Raw genomic sequence first — 16,738 nt, forward strand, 5'->3', positions numbered from 1 at the left:
GACAGGTGCCGATTTCACTGGGGGAATTTCTTGGCGCGCAACGGCAGCTTCGCTGGCTAAACCGGCACACCGACGCCCGACGGTGTCGTAACAGACCCACCTACATCTTTCATCGCGTCGCCGCCACGAGAAGCACCACTTTCGTGACCGACGCCCTGCGCAGCGGAGTGACCACGTGAACCAAACCACAGCGAAAGCCCCAAGAAGACGATTGCGCCGAGCCTTGCACGCCATCGTCGCGGTTGCGACAGCGCTCGTTTTGACCGGATGCGGCGCGCTGATCGACACGACGATGATCGTCGCGAGCGACGGCAGCGGCTCGCGCGTCATGACGCTGACGCTTGCGGCCGACGATGCGGCCAATCTGGTCGGGGGAGCAGCGGCGGTTGACGCATCCGTTCAAAAGTATCTGCCGGCCGAACTGAGCTATAGCGGTGTTCAGGTAGCGCCCGACGGCGGCATCGTGCTCTCGCTCACGATGGCCTTTGCCGACTCTGCGGACTATCAGAAGAAGGCGCAGGCGCTGCTCGCGGGCGGCGGAGACACCACGTCGGAGGTCAACTTCTCGGTGACCGATTCCCTGCTGGTTAAGGGCATCACGCTCGATGAGGACTTCACGAGTTATAGCCTGCTCAAGTGGATGTTCGATGGCTTGCTCGCCGACGGCGTTGTTGCCGGCACCGACTCCTCGAACATGTACGAGGTCGGCGTGACCGTGCTGGACTTTGCCGGCACCAGCGTCACACAAGGCAGCACCTACGACTACTCGAGCGTCATCGACAACGGCTTCACCGAGGTCTCGATGGCCACGGACATCACCGATATCGACCAGATCGAGCGCCGGATTTTCTTCTCGGTTGCAGCGGCGCAATACGCCGCAAACGAGGCCGTCTACGATGAGTACTTCAGCCAGTCGACTCCGACCGGCGCCGACCTGACGATGGTGTCGCCCGGCACCTGGGACCTGCTGTTCAGCGGCGACGCTGCAGTTATCGCCAGCGCCACCGACCAGGCGCTGGGCACAACCGGCAGCACGTTCGAGGTGAAATCGGGCGCCGACACCAACGACGCGGCCACGCTAACTAAATCGGTCACCGAGTTCGCCAGTTGCGCGAACATCTGTGCCACCGGTGGCGATGGCGCCATTCACGACGCGGTCAGCGCCGGAACCGACTACCAGCCGCAGGTCATCGACGTCGACCTGTCGGCCGACACCCCGGTGCGGTTCGACAATTCCCCACCCATCACGTCCGTTGCCGCGGACTTCACCTTCGCAGCCTTCGGCTCCGTCACGGCGACCATGGCGTTCACGGTGGACAACACCGATGTAACCCTCGTCGGCGACGGCTTCACGAAGCTGTTTACCCCGGCCACAGGTTCCCTCACGTCGAAGAAGGGTGCCTCTGACACCACCTTCACGGCCGTCATTACCGGGAAAGACGCCGAGGCCTTCGCATCCGCTTATGCGAAGTGGTCGCCGGGTGCGACGGTATCGGCGACCGAGAGCGCCGACTCCGGTTTCTTCGCTCGCGACTACAGCTACACGATCGACGCGGGCCTCGGCAAGATCACCGGAAACCACGAGGTCACGGGAGACACGACGACAACGATCAGCCTGCCGCTCGGCCAGCGCATGACCGCGGCGACGTCAGAGCCAGACGAGGCCACTGGGCTCATCGGAACGACACTGAAATATTCGAGCGCGGACACCCGCGTGTCGATTCAGAGCAGTGGCCCCACGGTCGCCGGATTCTTTGTTCTCGCCAGCCTTGCCCTCGCCGTCATCGCCGGAATCATTGTGCTCGTGAAGTATCGACGCCTGGTACTGACGAAGCTGCAGGCCGCGCGGGTGCGGTTCGACCAGGGAAGAGTACCGAGCACGCTCGGCACCACGTTCCCGGCTGCGCCGCCGCGCACGAGTGGGTCGGGATCGCTCTTCGGTCTGCCGGCCATTGCACTACGGCCGCGGCCGAATCAGTCCATGCTCGACTGGCCGATGCAGCGACATCCGTTGCGGCCGCCGGGCGCCCTGATACACCTGGCGAAGTCTGGGAAGCGGGTCACGGTGAAACTGCCGTCCCTGTTCAGTCAGCCGGCGACGCCACGGCCGCGAACGAGTGGCGCCAACCTCTTTGACCTTTCTGACGCGCTCGGCACCAGCCGTCCGCGCAGCACCACCTCCAACTGACGCAAGGACAACCACATGTTTGAATCCGAATCAACCACCACCGCCCCGGGTTTCGGCCCGCCCAGCACCACCGCCGCGACCGACACTCTCGCGTCGCCCACCGCAGCCATGGTCGACTACCCGTTCCGCCTGCTCGCCGACGAGATCGTGCTCGGCACCTACCCCATCACGCGCAAGCGCCGCCCGCTCGGCTCGCTCGTGAGCTACCTCTTCGTCACCGACTCCCGGGTGGTTTACTCCGCCGAAGGCAAGACGTTCTGCTCCTCCTCGATTCAGACCAAGGAGTATCAGGTTCCAAAAATTGAGGGCATCGAGATTGGCCGTCACCGTGGGCTCAACGCCCTCGGAGTCGCCGTCAGCATCGGGGTCGTCCTCAACTTTCTCGGAATGGTCATGCTCGCGGTTCTCGCGGGTACCAGCGACTATGTCCCTGCGGAATTCGGTCTCGGAGGCGCATTTCTCGCAATCGCGTCCCTGGTCGTGGGCATAATCGTGATTGCAATCCTGCGCCGGTCGACAGCCACACTCAAGGTGGTCGGACCGCAGAACTCGCAGACCCTGGCCAACGAGACCGACCTGCTGAAGCTTTTCATGATGATCTTGCTCTTTCTGATCTTCGGCGTCTTCATCGGCTTCACGGTTGTAGTCTGGGCTCTCATTCGCGAACTCGGCGTGTTCAAAGCCGACGACGCCCAGTCCTACGCCGACGCCGACAACATCGACCGCATCGCGCACGAGGTCGGCGCGCTGATCCTCGACGTGCAGGCACGCGGCAAGCTCGCCGGTCGGGACTGATTACAATAATGCGACTCACGAACGGATGCCTGCCCGCTGACGGTTCGCAGACGCGTGCCGTCACCACGACGCCAGGGCACGTGGCCCGGTGATCGACGCGGTGAAAGACGCGGTGAGCGGCCTGGAGAGCGCGGTCGAGCTGTTGACGAACGTGGCCGGAGCCCTGCAGGAGGCATCCGACTTGGTGACGGACACCGCCGAGTTGGTGGGGAACGTCAGCGAAACGCTGCAAAACCCCAGTGCAGTTATCACGGAGGTCCTCGCCGGGCTGCTCGGGGGAGCTGCGTCTGCGTCACCGGAGGCTGCGGCGGGGGCGGCCGTACCGGCAGCTGCCGAGGCGGCAGACGCAGCCGGCGTTCCGCCCGTGGTCGCACTCGATCCACTCAGCGCCCTTGATGGGGCTATCGACACGGTCAACGGTGTTCTCGACGTGCTGGAGAAGGCGCTCGGGCTGCTGGAACGAGTCGATGCGCTCTTCGACAGCCCGGCGCCCGAGCCCTCAAGTGCACCGTCGAGTCAGTCTTCTAGTCAGTCTACCAGTCAGGCGTCGAGTCAGTCTTCTAGTCAGGCATCGAGCCAGCCCTCCAGCCAGCAATCCAGTGCAGCCGTTGCTGCTTCTGCGGGAGCGGCGTCAGCGACGGCCGGAGTCGGACAATCACAGGGTGATGTCAACCAGACTGGGGACACTGTCACCTACGGGGACACCAACCAGACCATCAACAATTCGGTCAATGCCCCCAGCAACACCAGCAACGCGGTGACCAACACCACTACGTCCGCACCCAACGCTTCGATCTCGGTCATCAATAACCAGTCCATAACGGTGGAGGCTGCCGCGGCCGCGCCGGCCCCGACCCAGCAGGCTCCGACCCAGCAGACACAGGGTCCGGCTCCTGTGCAGCAAACTTCGGCTCCAGGTCCTGCCGCGGTACAGGCTCCGACGCAGCAGGCGCCGGCTCCGGGAATGACTCCGGTTCCGGCACAACCGGCTGCGGCGCCGGACCCAGCGCAGGCCGTGACGCCGGACCCAACGCAGGCACCTGCGCCTGACCCAACGCAGGCCGTGACGCCGGACCCAACGCAGGCCGTGACGCCGGACCCAACGCAGGCCGTGACGCCGGACCAAGCGCAGGCAGCGACGCCCGACCAAGCGCAGGCAGTGACGCCCGACGCAACACAGGCACCCTCGCCTGAGCCAACGCAGGCACCGGCGCCTGAACCGACTCCCGCCCCGGTAGAGGCCCCGACTCCGCCGCCCCAGGACGCCACACCGAGCCCGGAACCAGACAACGACCCTGAAATGGACTGGTGAGCCGTGGCCTTCACTGAAGAAGTGGTCAGCGGCGACGTACTGACCGATGCCTGCGGTTACATCGGTGCGAACCCGGCCGAATTCGGCGTTCACGGCGTTGGTGGAACGGGGATCGCGCTCAATGACCCGATGATGGGACGGCACGTTCTCTACATCGGCGGCATCGGAACGGGAAAGACCGTGGGGCTCTCTGCTCTGATCAAAACGATCCGTGGCGGGCTCAAGCCGGATGACGTCATGGTGTTCTTCGATACCAAGGGCGATTACTACGAGGCCTTCCACCAGCCGGGTGACGCCGTGATCGCGGCGACAACGGCCGCTGAGTATGAGGGCCAGGTTTCCTGGAACCTGTTCGAAGAATTCCGTGATGTGCCACTCGGGCGCGAGGTCGATGACGAGATTCTGGAGGTGTGCAACGGACTGTTCTCCTCTCTGATGGAGAACGCCGGTGATAACGCCTACTTTGCCAATGCGGCACGGGACGTCTTCGTTGCTTTGGTCACCGCGATGTACCGAGAGTCGGCCGATCGGTCGAATCAAGACATTCGCATGCTCGTCGGCGGCATGACGATCCCAGAAATGCACGAGCTGCTCGACAAGCCGGAAAACGGCGACCTGCGCGGAGCGAAACACTACATTGCCAAGGAAGGCGCCAACTCCACCATGGCGACCATGGCCTTCATGCAGCAGGTGATTCAGGAGTCATTCCGTTCCTCCTTCGGCCGGGTGGGCGACTTCTCCATTCGCCGGTTCGTGCGCGCCAAGGGTGCCCGTGCGCTCTTTCTGGAGTACGACATTGCCTCCGGCACCATGCTGGCGCCAATTTACAAGACGATGATCGACGTGGCCATGAAAGAGGCGATGTCGCGTTCCCGCGCCGGCGGCCGCGTGTTCTTCGTACTCGATGAGTTTGCTCTGCTGCCGGAGCTGACCCACCTGTCTAACGGGTTGAACTTCGGAAGGTCGCTCGGTCTCAGGTTCATCGTCGGGACGCAGAATATCAAGCAGGTTCAGAACATGTACGGAGAGCAGATGGCGGCATCGGTTCTCTCATCGTTTGGAACGGTGTTCGCATTTCGCCTCTATGACGGCGATTCACGGGCATTCGTGCGCGACCGGTTCGGCAAGAACAAGAAGGTTTCGCGGTTCGAGTCTGTGGTGCGAAACACCGGCATGATCGAAAAGGCTGACGACGGTTATGTCGTCGAAGACTGGGATCTGTCTCGACTGCCGGTGGGAACCTGCATCGCGGCGATCCCCGACCATGCTCCGTTGAGATTCACCTTCGCCTTCGAGCACTAGCACGACCCGGCGTGAGGCCGGTGCAACCCCGGCCTCACGCCCAGATTCTCGCCGGGTTTTCTAACCGCCGAGCATGCGCGGTCGATAGCTTATGATGCTGGCCCATGGATGGGCCGGAGCAGCATCATTTGTTCATGGAGGACACACCATCAGCGTGCAAACAGACACACGAAGTGCGGCGACTCACGCTTACCGCCAGGGCGCACGGCATTCGCCGAACCCCAGCCGCGGTGTTGCCCTGATCAAAATGGATGCCGCCTCCACGTTCACGACGCCGCATCCCTCCCAGCCGGTGCTCCACCCTCAGCCCTCTCATTAGCGCAGCTGACCCTCAATCTTGTATGGCGGTAGCGAACCGGCGAACTGGACCTCGCTCAACACTGCCGTCATACAGACCCCGTACTACATGATCAATCGAGCACCAGGAGAGGCATCCCATGTCGATGGCAGTCGATGGGCTCATCAGCGGTCTGGACACGACGTCCCTCATCAACTCCCTGATGACCCTCGAGGCTGGTCCCCAGAACCAGCTCAAAGCCAAGGTCACGAGCACGAACACGCTCATGGCCGCGCTGCAGGGACTGAATAGCTCGATCGCGTCCCTCGCGACGCTCGCCGGCAAGGCGACGGCGACCGATGCGCTGGACCTGTACTCGGCGAAGAGCAGCTCGACCGGTGTATCGGTGACGGCCGGGGCATCCGCTACGGCCGGCTCGATCGACATTGTTGTCGACCAGCTGGCCAAGGCTCAGGTCTCTGTTTCCAGTGCGGTCTCCGCCTGGCCCGGATCAACCTTTTCGATCACCAACACGGCGTCGGGGGTAGCAACGACGATTTCGGCCGGAACAACGAACCTCGACGATATCGTCACCGCGGTGAACGCCTCGGAATCCGGCGTCAAGGCTGTCAAGGTTGCTGCTGGCACAGACGCGAGCGGTAACCCGCTCTATCGCCTGCAGTTCACGGCGACAGCGACCGGCGCCGACAGTGCATTTTCGTTCTCTTTCGACCCGGCCGACGCGGGGGATCCCGCGATGACGCAGATCACGGCCGCTCAGGACGCCAAAGTGCGGCTCTGGGCCGGCAGCGACGCCGAGCAGATCATCACCTCGTCGACCAACACCTTCAGCGACCTGCTTCCGGGAGTGTCGGTGACGGCATCCGCTGTGGCAACCGAAGCCGTGACCATCAGCGTGTCGCGCAACGATGCCGCGGTGAGCACGATCGCCTCCGACCTGGTGAGCGCCCTCAACGGGGTGTTCGCGCTGATCTCGACCAAGAGCGCCGTGGTGAACAGCACCGACTCGAGCGGCAAGGCCGTGTTGTCGGCCGGTGTATTCAGCGGCGACAGCACGGTGCGCGATGTGAAGCAGCAGATTCTAAACGCTGCCAGCCAGCCGATCGACGGGCGCTCTCCGTCGGAGATCGGCATCAGCATCACCAAGAGCGGCACGATGGAGTTCGACTCGGCCAAGTTCGCCACGGCCATGGCCGAAGACCCGGAATATGTGAAAGGCGTGCTCGCCACGATCGCCTCCCGAGTCGAGGCCGTCGCCGAGAACGCGTCGGACAAGTACGACGGCATGATCACCTCGCGAATCACCGGGCAGGAATCGCTCGTGAAGAGCCTCGGCACCCAGATCGACAGCTGGGACGTGAGACTGGCCTCGCGGCGCTCAACCCTCGAGCGCACCTACTCGGCCATGGAAGTACAGCTCAGCAATATGAACGCACAATCCGCATGGCTCACCGCCCAGGTGAGTTCACTGACCAACTCGACGAAGTGACGACGATGACAGCAGCGACCCAGGCCCAGCGCTCGCGCTACAACCGCGACGCGGTGCTTTCGGCGACGCCGGTGCGCCTGCTCACCATGCTGTACGACCGTCTGCTGCTCGACCTGAACCGGGCCGAAGCCGCGCAGCTGCGCCAGGACTGGCAGATCGCGTCGGATAACCTGCTGCACGCCCAGGCCATTGTGTCTGAGCTGAGCACCTCGCTCAATGTTGAGGCGTGGGACGGCGGCGAGGGATTGTTCTCCTTGTATACGTATGCGTCGACGGCCATGATGAGCGCGAACACGAGCCGCAATTCGGAGCGCACGCGGGAGTGCATCGCGCTGCTCGAGCCGCTGCGGCAGACCTGGCACGAAGCGGCCGGGATGCTGCCGGCCACGCCGGCCCCGGCGGCTCGAGTCGGCGGAGTGCTCGGCATTGGCTAACCTGTCGGCTTGGGAGGCGGTGCTCGAGGACCTCGAGCTGCGAGTGGATGCTGCGGCTCGGTCGATTACGGGCGTCACCGATAGCGGGCGGGCGGGTTCCGTTTCTGGGGTGGCGGTCTCGGCAGGCTCGACCAACGACATGTGGGTGGTGCCACGGGGGCTCGGGGCCATTCCGGCGCAACTCGCTGAACGCGTACGGGACCTGCTACAGAACCAACAGAAGCTCATTGGCGAGCTCGAGACGGCGCGCAATCTGACTGCGAAGCACCTTGCCGCGGTGCGGGCGGTGCCGCCGAAGCGCGACGCGCGGGCATCCGTTTATCTCGACGTTGATGGCTGACCGGTCTCTCTGGGTCACCTCACGCCACGCGCTACGACGTGTCATATATTTGCCGGTTTACCCTGCGGCGACGGCCGGGAAACGGGCCTAAATTCGGCTCCACGCGGCCCAACCGGCTGTATCGCCACAATTTTTGAAATCTTTCTGCAAAACTCCTAACGCAGCATCTACCCCAGCCGATAGGTACTATCGAGCACGGATTGCTCACCATCGGGCCAAGGATTGGCCGTTTATGTCTTTCGTCGACGAAACGGGTAGTTGTGCTTGATTCCGTGACCTCTGTGGCCCTCACCAGCGCACTGGATGGCCTCGCGCTACGCCAGCGCACCATCGCGAACAACATCGCCAACATCAATACGCCGAACTATCACGCCAAGGTTGTCTCGTTCGAGAACGCCCTGGCCCAGTCGGTGCAGGCCGGCGAAGGTAACGTCACCGCGGCCACGACGCGTTCCACCGAGGCGACGAACCTCAACGGCAACAACGTGAACCTCGACACCGAGACCCTCGCCAACATCGACGCTCTGCTGCGCTACCAGTTCGCGGCGAAGGCCGTTGAAGGCCCGGCGACGGCCATGCGTACCGCCCTACGGACCAACTGATGACCGACGCGATCAGCATCTCCGGCAGCGGCATGACGATGCACCGCAAGTGGCTCGACGCCATTGCCGACAACCTGGCCAACGCGAACACGGTCAAGGCCACCAACGGTCCAGCCTTTCAGGAGCGCTTCATCATGGCTCAAGAAGGTCAGGGTACCTCCGGGGTCGCCGCGTCTGCCGCTTTCGGAGACGCGGCTGGAACTCTCGTCTATGAGCCGACGCATCCGCTCGCTGATGAGGCCGGCTACGTGCGTTACCCCGACATTGACATGGCCGAGCAGATGGCACACCTCATCATGGCCCAGCGTGGATACCAGGCCAACGCTGCCGTGGTTGACCGGGCCAAGACCGCTTACGAAGCAGCATTACAGATCGGACGTGGCTGATGCCTATTGGCGCAATCGGCTTTCCCCCCGCCATCATTGGCGCCAGCACCACTGGCGGGGTCATGGGCTCTTCGAGCACCACCGCGACCGATGGGGCCGGCTTCGGCAACGCGCTGTCCGGCGCCGTCGACAACCTGCAGGGCCTGTCGTCCGCATCCAACGAACTTTCCATTCAGGCCGTCAACGGCAGCCTCGATGACATTCACACCGCCACCATCGCCAGTACCCGTGCACAGCTCACGATGGAACTCGTCGCTGCCATTCGTAACAAAGGCGTCGACGCATTCAACGAGATCATGAGGATGCAGGCATAATGCCCCGTCAGGTAAGTTCGATATTTCGCCGCTTCGGCAATGCCGTTCGCGAATTCACCGTCGCCCAGCGCACGGTGGCCATCATTGGCATCGCCGTGCTCGTGCTCGGCGCATCCGCGCTCGGCATGTTCCTCACCAAGCCTGCCTACACCCCCCTATTCACCGGTCTCGGCGGCGCGGACGCCAGCAGCATCGTCGACCAGCTCACCGCAGACGGCATCAGCTATGAACTCGCCGATGGCGGTGCCAGCATCCTTGTTCCCGAAGCGGATGTCTACAGCCAGCGCATCAAGGCTTCTGCGGCCGGCCTGCCCTCCTCGAGCACCGGGGGATACTCGCTGCTTGACACCATGGGTGTCACATCGAGCGAGTTTCAGCAGTCGGTGACCTACAAACGTGCCCTCGAGGGCGAACTAGCCCAGACCATCGGAGCGATGGACGGCGTGCAGACCGCGTCGGTACAGCTGGCAATCCCGGAAGACAGCGTCTTTGTATCTGAGAAGCACGCGCCGACGGCATCCGTTTTCGTGCAGGCCCGCAACGGTGTCACCCTGTCGAGCGACCAGGTTCAGGCGATTGTGCACCTGACGAGCGCCTCCATTGACGGCATGAAGGCCTCGGATGTGGCCGTCGTAGACTCGACCGGCACCGTACTTTCGGCTGTCGGAATTGGCGCCACCGGCTCCGCCGACAAGCAGGTTTCCGACTATGAATTCGGCGTACAGAGCGCCGTGCAGGCCATGCTCGACAAGGTCGTCGGTGTCGGCAACGCCACCGTCGTCGTCGCCGCTGACCTGAGCACCGAATCAGCCTCCCGCGTCGAAGAGTCCTTCACCTCCCCGACCGAAGCGCTCACCCTGAACGACTCGGTCGACACCGAGACCTACACCGGCACCGGCGGCGCGGCGGCCGGCGTGCTCGGCACCGACACGGCGGCCACGACAGAAGGAACCGACGGTACCTTCACCTCCGAATCCACGACCCGCAACAATGCCGTGAACAAGGTCACCGAGAACCGCACCATTCCGGCCGGATCGATCACTCGGCAGACGGTATCCGTCGCCCTCAACGCCGACGCTGCCGGTGACATCAACGTTGCCGATGTCACCTCGCTGGTCACCTCGGCGGCCGGCATCGACGCCGTGCGCGGCGACGCCGTGACCGTTGAGGTCGTGGCCTTCAGCACCGCTGGCGCGACCGCAGCGGCCGCCGCGCTCAAAGCGTCGACGGATGCCGCCTCAGCAGCGGCCACCGCCGAAATCATTCGCGTCGCCGTCATCACGCTCGGCATCGTGGCCGCCATCGTCGTCAGCCTCGTGTTCTACGCCAGGCGGTCACGCCGTCAGCGCCGCGAATCGGTCGAGATCGGCGAACTCAGCGAGACGCAGGGCATGCTCGGCGGCGTTGGCGGTGTCGGCGCTCTCACCGGACCCGGCGCCAACCCTTCGAACTCTGCCATGGCCGGTCCTGGCTCCCTGTTCTTCAACCCGACCGACCTGCCGACCCAGGTCATTCGTACGGTTCACTTTGAACCGACGGAAGCAGACATCCGTCGTGGAGAAATCGACGCACTGGCTCAGAACGACCCCCGCGGCATGGCTGAGCAGCTGCGCGGCCTGATGGATGACCGGCAGAGCGCATGACCGAGACCGTAGCGATCCCCACGGTCGCCCGAACGGATACTCCCCTCACCGGCACCCAAAAAGTCGCCGTCGTGCTCATGAACATGGATCGCCAGCGCGCGACCGAGGTCATGAAGGAATTCACCGAGGTCGAGGCCGAGGATATCGTCTCCGAGATCGTGCAGCTACGCAAGGTCGACTCCAGCATCGCCGAGGCGATTCTGACCGAGTTTCACGAGATGACCCAGCGCGGTGGGCGTCACGCCCGCGGTGGCCACGACTTCGCGATGGGCCTGCTCGAAGCCTCCTTCGGCGCCGAGCGTTCGGCTGGCATGATGACCCGCGTGGCGACCTCGATGGCCAGCAAGGCGTTCGAGTTTCTCGACTCCTCCGAACCCACCGATGTGCTCAACCTGCTCGACGGCGAAATGCCGCAGACCATCGCCCTCGTACTCGCGCACCTGCGCCGCGACCAGGCTTCCGGTGTGCTCACCGGCATGGACCCGGCCCTGCGCACCGATGTGGCACGCTGCATCGCCACGATGGGCAGCGCCACCCCCGAATCCATCCGCGTCGTGACCGAGTCCCTCAAGCAGCGGGCGGGTTCCCTCGCCTCTCGCGAGGTCACCGAAGTCGTTGGCGGAATTCAGCCGCTCGTCGATATTCTCAATCAAGCCGATGCCGCCACCGAGCGCGCCTTGCTGGAAGGCCTCGAAGAGAGCGACCCCGCTCTGGCCGAAGAAGTGCGCTCGCGCATGCTGACTTTCAACGACATCGTCAAGCTCGAAAGCCGGGACGTGCAGCAGGTTCTGCGCGGAATCGACACCACGGTTCTCGCGATGGCGATGAAGAGCACCACCCTCGCGGTCTCCGAAGTCATTCGTGCGAACCTATCCGAGCGCAATCGCGACGTGCTCGACGACGAGATCCGCAGCCTAGGCCCGGTTCGCATGAGCCAAGTCGAGGATGCCCGTGCAAGTGTTGTGCGCGCCATTCGCGACATGGAAGCCCAGGGAATCATCACTGTGCAGCGCGGATCGGACGACGAATATGTCAGCTGACACCGTTTTCGGTCGAATCTCCTTTCCCCGCCTGCACAACGACGAGCGCATCCGCGCCGACGAAACCGCGCGCGCTCAGGGGCACGCTGCCGGCTACGCCGAGGGCCTGCGGGCAGCGACGGTCGAGATCGATCGCGTCAAGCTCGACCTTCAATCGGAAAGCGAAGAGGGCGCGCGTCTCGTAGCGGCGAAAATGGATCGCGGAGTGCGCGTGCTGAATGCCGCAGCAGCCGCCCTCGACCAGCGCAGCCTGCCGGTGCTGGGCGACGCCGAAAACACTCTTTTGGCCTGCGCGCTGCAGCTGGCCGAGGCCATTATCGGCAACGAGCTCAGCCGCACCGAGCCATCCGCTCGGCGGGCCCTCGACCGCGCCATGCGCGCCGTTGATGCCGGCGACCGCACGTCGGCCCACAGCATCCGCATGAATCCCGAAGATCTGCCGCTTCTCGACGCGGCGACCGTGCGCCTCAGTGGCGTAACCTTCATTTCCGACGCGGAAATCAATCGCGGGGATGCCATCGCCGAATTCAACGACGGAATTCTCGATGCCCGTATCGAGACCGCCCTGGCGCGCGCGAAAGAGATTCTGCTTGCCGATGTCGCGGGGCAGACCCCATGACCGCGACGACAACGTGGCGCCCGCACGCCGACGCCTTCGCCTCGGCTCTGCGTGTCGCACACCCCGAGCGTATCGGCGTCGTGTCGTCGATCGTCGGCCTCGGCGTCGAGGTGCGGGGCCTGCGTTCCGCCATCGGTGACCTCGTCGTTCTCGGCGGTGAAACGGATGCCCCCGGCGTCGACGCGGAGGTCGTCGCGACCACTCGGGACATCATCCGCTGCATGCCGCTCGGACGCATGACCGGACTCCGCGCCGGTGCCCCCGCGCGCGCCGCGCACAGCCCCCTTCTCGTTCCTACCGGTTCTGGATTGTTCGGCCGCGTCATCGACGGACTCGGTCGCCCGATCGACGGCAAGGGCCCGCTGGTCTCTGACGGTGCCGTATCGCTCGAAAACGACAGCCCCTCGGCCATGCACCGCGCCCGCATCACCACTCCGCTGCACTTGGGAGTGCGCGTTCTTGACACCCTCACCACGGTCGGTCGCGGCCAGCGCATGGGCCTGTTCGCCGGCAGTGGCGTCGGCAAGTCCTCGCTGCTGTCGATGATCGCCCGCGGAACGGATGCCGAAGTTTCAGTCATCGCCCTGGTAGGGGAGCGGGGCCGTGAGGTTCGCGAATTTCTCGAGGATGACCTCGGGGCCGAGGGGCTGGCCCGCTCCATTGTTGTGATCTCCACGTCTGACGAACCCGCCATGATGCGGATGCGGGCGGCCTTCACCGCCACCCGCATTGCCGAATCGTTTCGCGCGCGCGGCGCCGACGTCATGCTCATGATGGATTCGCTCACCCGCGTGGCCATGGCCCAGCGCGAAATCGGCTTGTCGGTCGGCGAACCGCCGGCCACCCGCGGTTACCCGCCGTCGACCTTCTCCGTGCTGGCTCGCCTGCTCGAACGCGCCGGCACCGACGAAGTCGGCTCGATCACGGGCATGTACACCGTGCTCGTCGACGGTGACGACCACAACGAACCCATCACTGACGCTGCCAGGTCCATTCTCGACGGCCACGTCGTTCTCGACCGTAAACTCGCCATCACCGGCCATTTTCCCTCCGTCGACGTACTCGGCTCGATCTCGCGCGTGGCGTCGCGGGTGAACTCGCCGGAACAAAACGCCATCGCGACCACCCTGCGCAAGGTGCTCGCCGCGCGGTCGGGCGCTCAGGACCTGCTCGACGTCGGTGCCTACCGCACCGGCACCAACCCGCTGGTCGACGCTGCCGTCGCGCACGATGCCGCCATTAAGTCGTTCCTGCAGCAGCGGATGGATGACCAGACTCCCTCAGACGCGGCCTGGCAGCAGCTCGCCGGACTCACCAGCAAGCTGGGTGGCGTGCAATGATTCGTCATTTTCCGTTGGCGGGCCTGCTCCGCTTGCGCCACCTGCAGCAGGACCAGGCGGCGAGCGACCTTGCCGAAGCGAATGCGCGAGTAGCCGCGAATGAAGCGCGTCGCGGCCGGGCACGGTCGGCCCTCAGTGCCACGGCGATCACGCCGGACACCGTCGCAGCCATGAACGCCATGGCCGCCGCACGATCGTCGTCCCGCAGCATGCTGGCCGACCTCGACGCCCTGGGCCGCAACAACGCCGCGTCGCTCGCAGAGGCGCAGGCGGCCTTCGATGCGGCTCGCGCCGAAGCGATCGCCCTGGAGAAGCTCGAGGTTCGTCACCACGAAACCGCCCGGGCCGAAGACCTTCGCGCCGAACAAATCGTGCTCGATGAAATCGCTTCGACGCGTTGGCACCGAGACCGCACCGACACTCCAACCTCGCCCCAGAAAGGTGATTCAGAATGACCATGATTGCCGCTATGGGACGCATCGAGCAGATCCAGTCGATGATGCAGCAGCTCGCCTTCGGGCCGCGCGCGGCGACGATCACTGCTGCGGCAGCCACGGCGACCGCCGCAACAGCTTCGGCCGACAGCTTCGCCGCTTCCATGGCTGCGGCAGTGGGCACGGCCGGCGGGGCATCCGCTGCCGGGACATCTGCTATTGGAGCGACGAGCGGAGCGACCGGAACCAACGTCGTCGACGCCGCCAAGAAGTACCTCGGTGTCCCCTACGTCTTCGGTGGTGAGGACGCGAGCGGAATGGACTGCTCCGGCCTCGTGCAAAAGGTATATTCCGATGTTGGAATAGCTATGCCCCGACTGGTTTCCGGCCAGATGCAGATGGGCACCGAGGTGGCATCGCTTGCCGAAGCCCTGCCCGGCGACCTCATCGTCACCGGCGGCGGCGACCACATTCTCATCTACGCCGGCGACAACAAGATTATCCACGCACCATACCCCGGGCGCGACGTGTGCCTGCGGGACGTCTATATGTCAGATTCGGAGATCACGACCATTCGTCGCATTATTCCCAGCATCACGGCGGGAACCACGGGCGCTGCCAGCGCAACAGTGCCTACGACAGAAATGTTGAGCGCCGCCTTCGCTGCCATTGCCAAGGGCGGCGCAGCATGAGCCTCGCACTGAACCACCTCCGTTCCGGCGGAGCAGTCGGCCTGACCGGCGCCCCCCGGACGGGCGCTGCCACCGGCACTCCGGCGGCCGGAGCCAACGGTTTCGCCTCGGCCATGGCCGATTCCGTCGCTGACCTCCAGGCCGCTCGCCGTTCAGCCACAGCGGATGCTGACCGCGCCCGTTCCGCCCACGAGGCTCACGCCGACGACCGTGCTGCTGCGCGAACCGCCGATCGTGCGAGCGAATCTACCTTTGCAGGCTCGATCACGTCTTCGGCCAACGATTCGTCGGCCAACGATTCAGTGGCCGCCGACTCAGTCGCCGCCGAATCCGCTGCTGACCGGGCCGCCGCCCGAAGCGCGAATGATGAGCAGTCGTCGATCGAGCAGGATCCCAGCTCGACCGAATCGACATCTGCTGTGAAGTCCGGCGACACCGCAGCCGCTGGCGCTACTCCGATGCAACTCGGCGCTGTCGCTGTGGACAAGTTGGGCTTCGAAACAGCCCACGCTGCCGCCGGAGCGCGCGGCGCTGCCCTTACCTCCGGTGTGTCGGTGGCCAGTGAAGTCGCCACCAGACCAACTGCTGCCGGTCCCGCCGACGTTGATGCTCTTGACGTCAACACCGCAGCAACGAGCGCGACCACCGGTGCAGCCGCCGTTAGCGCAGCTTCGAGCCAGGCCGGTGCACTAGCCGCGCTGTCCGTACCCTTGAACGGGTTCGCCGCCCGCACAGCCTCGACCCCGGCTGCGGCGTCCGTTACCGGCACCGACGCATTGGCATTGCCGGGCAGCGCGACCGTTGCCGGCATCGCGCCGACCGCGCCGGGCGCGCCAGCAGGGTCGGCCGCAGGGTCGGCCGCAGCGCAGACACCGTCCACGGCACCGACGGCCGCTGCAGCCACGACCCTGACAGCAATGGCGAACGAAGCCGGTCGCGGCCCGAAGCTCGGCGCCGTGCGCATCGTCACGACGGATGCTCCAGCTTCGTCCCCGACACCCAGCCTGGCCGCGCCGGCGGTACCAACGGCCAACCTGACGCCGGTCGCGGCACCCGCGCCCGTCGCATCCGCTTTGCCGGTGCCTTTGGCCGCGCAGATTGCCAAGCCGCTGTTCTCGCTGGCCAATGTGGCACCCGGCCAGCACACGCTGACCATCACAGTGAACCCCGACAACCTCGGCCCGGTCACCGTGCGTGCGCACGTATCGCTCGACAATATTCGGGTGGAACTGTTTGCTCCCACCGATCTGGCCCGCGAAGCCTTGCGCGCCATCATGCCCGACCTGCGCCGCGACCTGGCCGGCGGGGGACTGAGCGCACAACTCAATCTTTCGTCACAGAACCAGGCGGGCGATCTGGCGGGAGACTCGGCGGGCACCAAGCAGCCGCGGCCCGAGCAAGCGCCCGAAAACCTGCTGGCGCGCGGGCGCGACATTGCTAGCGGCGAGCAACCCCTTCGCCCCTTCACATTCGGATCCGCGTCGACTATCGACGTAATGGCTTAGAAAGA

17 protein-coding genes are annotated in these 16,738 nt (G+C 64.8%); all 17 read left to right on the forward strand.

What is annotated here, in order from left to right:
- Positions 1–175 precede the first annotated feature (175 nt).
- The 17 genes from CXY71_RS18455 to CXY71_RS18535 all read left to right on the forward strand — a co-directional run bounded on the left by CXY71_RS18455 (position 176) and on the right by CXY71_RS18535 (position 16,733).
- The gene (locus CXY71_RS18455) at positions 176–2,188 is read left to right on the forward strand and encodes a hypothetical protein (RefSeq protein WP_146072876.1); all 2,013 of its coding nucleotides are present in this window, start codon (positions 176–178) and stop codon (positions 2,186–2,188) included.
- Between the two features lie 15 nt (positions 2,189–2,203).
- On the forward strand, positions 2,204–2,983 hold the full coding sequence (locus tag CXY71_RS18460; RefSeq protein WP_104138957.1) for a hypothetical protein: 780 nt from the start codon (positions 2,204–2,206) through the stop codon (positions 2,981–2,983).
- Positions 2,984–3,071: 88 nt separating this feature from the next.
- Positions 3,072–4,295, forward strand: coding sequence for a hypothetical protein (locus tag CXY71_RS18465; RefSeq protein ID WP_104138960.1), 1,224 nt, complete (start codon positions 3,072–3,074; stop codon positions 4,293–4,295).
- A gap of 3 nt (positions 4,296–4,298) precedes the next feature.
- On the forward strand, positions 4,299–5,597 hold the full coding sequence (locus CXY71_RS18470; protein WP_104138963.1) for a type IV secretory system conjugative DNA transfer family protein: 1,299 nt from the start codon (positions 4,299–4,301) through the stop codon (positions 5,595–5,597).
- 437 nt (positions 5,598–6,034) lie between these two features.
- Positions 6,035–7,384, forward strand: coding sequence for a flagellar filament capping protein FliD (fliD, locus tag CXY71_RS18475; RefSeq protein WP_104138965.1), 1,350 nt, complete (start codon positions 6,035–6,037; stop codon positions 7,382–7,384).
- A gap of 5 nt (positions 7,385–7,389) precedes the next feature.
- Entirely contained in the window at positions 7,390–7,818 is a 429-nt protein-coding gene (gene fliS, locus CXY71_RS18480; protein WP_199184377.1) for a flagellar export chaperone FliS, read from the forward strand.
- Positions 7,811–8,158: a hypothetical protein gene (locus CXY71_RS18485; RefSeq protein WP_104138968.1), complete on the forward strand. Its 348-nt coding sequence runs from the start codon at positions 7,811–7,813 to the stop codon at positions 8,156–8,158. Before fliS ends, CXY71_RS18485 begins: the two co-directional genes overlap by 8 nt.
- A 260-nt stretch (positions 8,159–8,418) precedes the next feature.
- Positions 8,419–8,760: a flagellar basal body protein gene (locus CXY71_RS18490; RefSeq protein ID WP_104138971.1), complete on the forward strand. Its 342-nt coding sequence runs from the start codon at positions 8,419–8,421 to the stop codon at positions 8,758–8,760.
- Positions 8,757–9,146, forward strand: coding sequence for a flagellar basal body rod protein FlgC (locus CXY71_RS18495; protein ID WP_104138974.1), 390 nt, complete (start codon positions 8,757–8,759; stop codon positions 9,144–9,146). The genes CXY71_RS18490 and CXY71_RS18495 overlap by 4 nt, the downstream gene beginning before the upstream one ends.
- Complete coding sequence (locus CXY71_RS18500) at positions 9,146–9,460, forward strand: flagellar hook-basal body complex protein FliE (protein ID WP_104138977.1); 315 nt, start codon at positions 9,146–9,148, stop codon at positions 9,458–9,460. The genes CXY71_RS18495 and CXY71_RS18500 overlap by 1 nt, the downstream gene beginning before the upstream one ends.
- Positions 9,460–11,103 carry a flagellar basal-body MS-ring/collar protein FliF gene (gene fliF / locus CXY71_RS18505; RefSeq protein WP_104138979.1) on the forward strand — a complete coding sequence of 548 codons (1,644 nt, stop codon included), beginning with the start codon at positions 9,460–9,462 and terminating at the stop codon, positions 11,101–11,103. Before CXY71_RS18500 ends, fliF begins: the two co-directional genes overlap by 1 nt.
- Positions 11,100–12,143, forward strand: coding sequence for a flagellar motor switch protein FliG (fliG, locus tag CXY71_RS18510; RefSeq protein WP_104138982.1), 1,044 nt, complete (start codon positions 11,100–11,102; stop codon positions 12,141–12,143). The genes fliF and fliG overlap by 4 nt, the downstream gene beginning before the upstream one ends.
- Positions 12,133–12,762: a FliH/SctL family protein gene (locus CXY71_RS18515; protein WP_158253158.1), complete on the forward strand. Its 630-nt coding sequence runs from the start codon at positions 12,133–12,135 to the stop codon at positions 12,760–12,762. The genes fliG and CXY71_RS18515 overlap by 11 nt, the downstream gene beginning before the upstream one ends.
- The gene (locus CXY71_RS18520) at positions 12,759–14,102 is read left to right on the forward strand and encodes a FliI/YscN family ATPase (protein ID WP_104138987.1); all 1,344 of its coding nucleotides are present in this window, start codon (positions 12,759–12,761) and stop codon (positions 14,100–14,102) included. Before CXY71_RS18515 ends, CXY71_RS18520 begins: the two co-directional genes overlap by 4 nt.
- The gene (locus CXY71_RS18525; RefSeq protein ID WP_104138990.1) at positions 14,099–14,557 is read left to right on the forward strand and encodes a flagellar export protein FliJ; all 459 of its coding nucleotides are present in this window, start codon (positions 14,099–14,101) and stop codon (positions 14,555–14,557) included. The genes CXY71_RS18520 and CXY71_RS18525 overlap by 4 nt, the downstream gene beginning before the upstream one ends.
- Positions 14,554–15,228, forward strand: a complete 675-nt coding sequence (locus CXY71_RS18530) for a C40 family peptidase (RefSeq protein ID WP_104138993.1) — start codon at positions 14,554–14,556, stop codon at positions 15,226–15,228. Before CXY71_RS18525 ends, CXY71_RS18530 begins: the two co-directional genes overlap by 4 nt.
- A complete protein-coding gene (locus CXY71_RS18535) occupies positions 15,225–16,733 on the forward strand; it encodes a flagellar hook-length control protein FliK (protein ID WP_104138996.1) in 1,509 nt (502 codons plus the stop codon). Before CXY71_RS18530 ends, CXY71_RS18535 begins: the two co-directional genes overlap by 4 nt.
- Positions 16,734–16,738 lie beyond the last annotated feature (5 nt).

Origin of the sequence: Cryobacterium sp. Y62 (assembly GCF_002929785.1) — a bacterium.
Lineage (GTDB): Bacteria > Actinomycetota > Actinomycetes > Actinomycetales > Microbacteriaceae > Cryobacterium.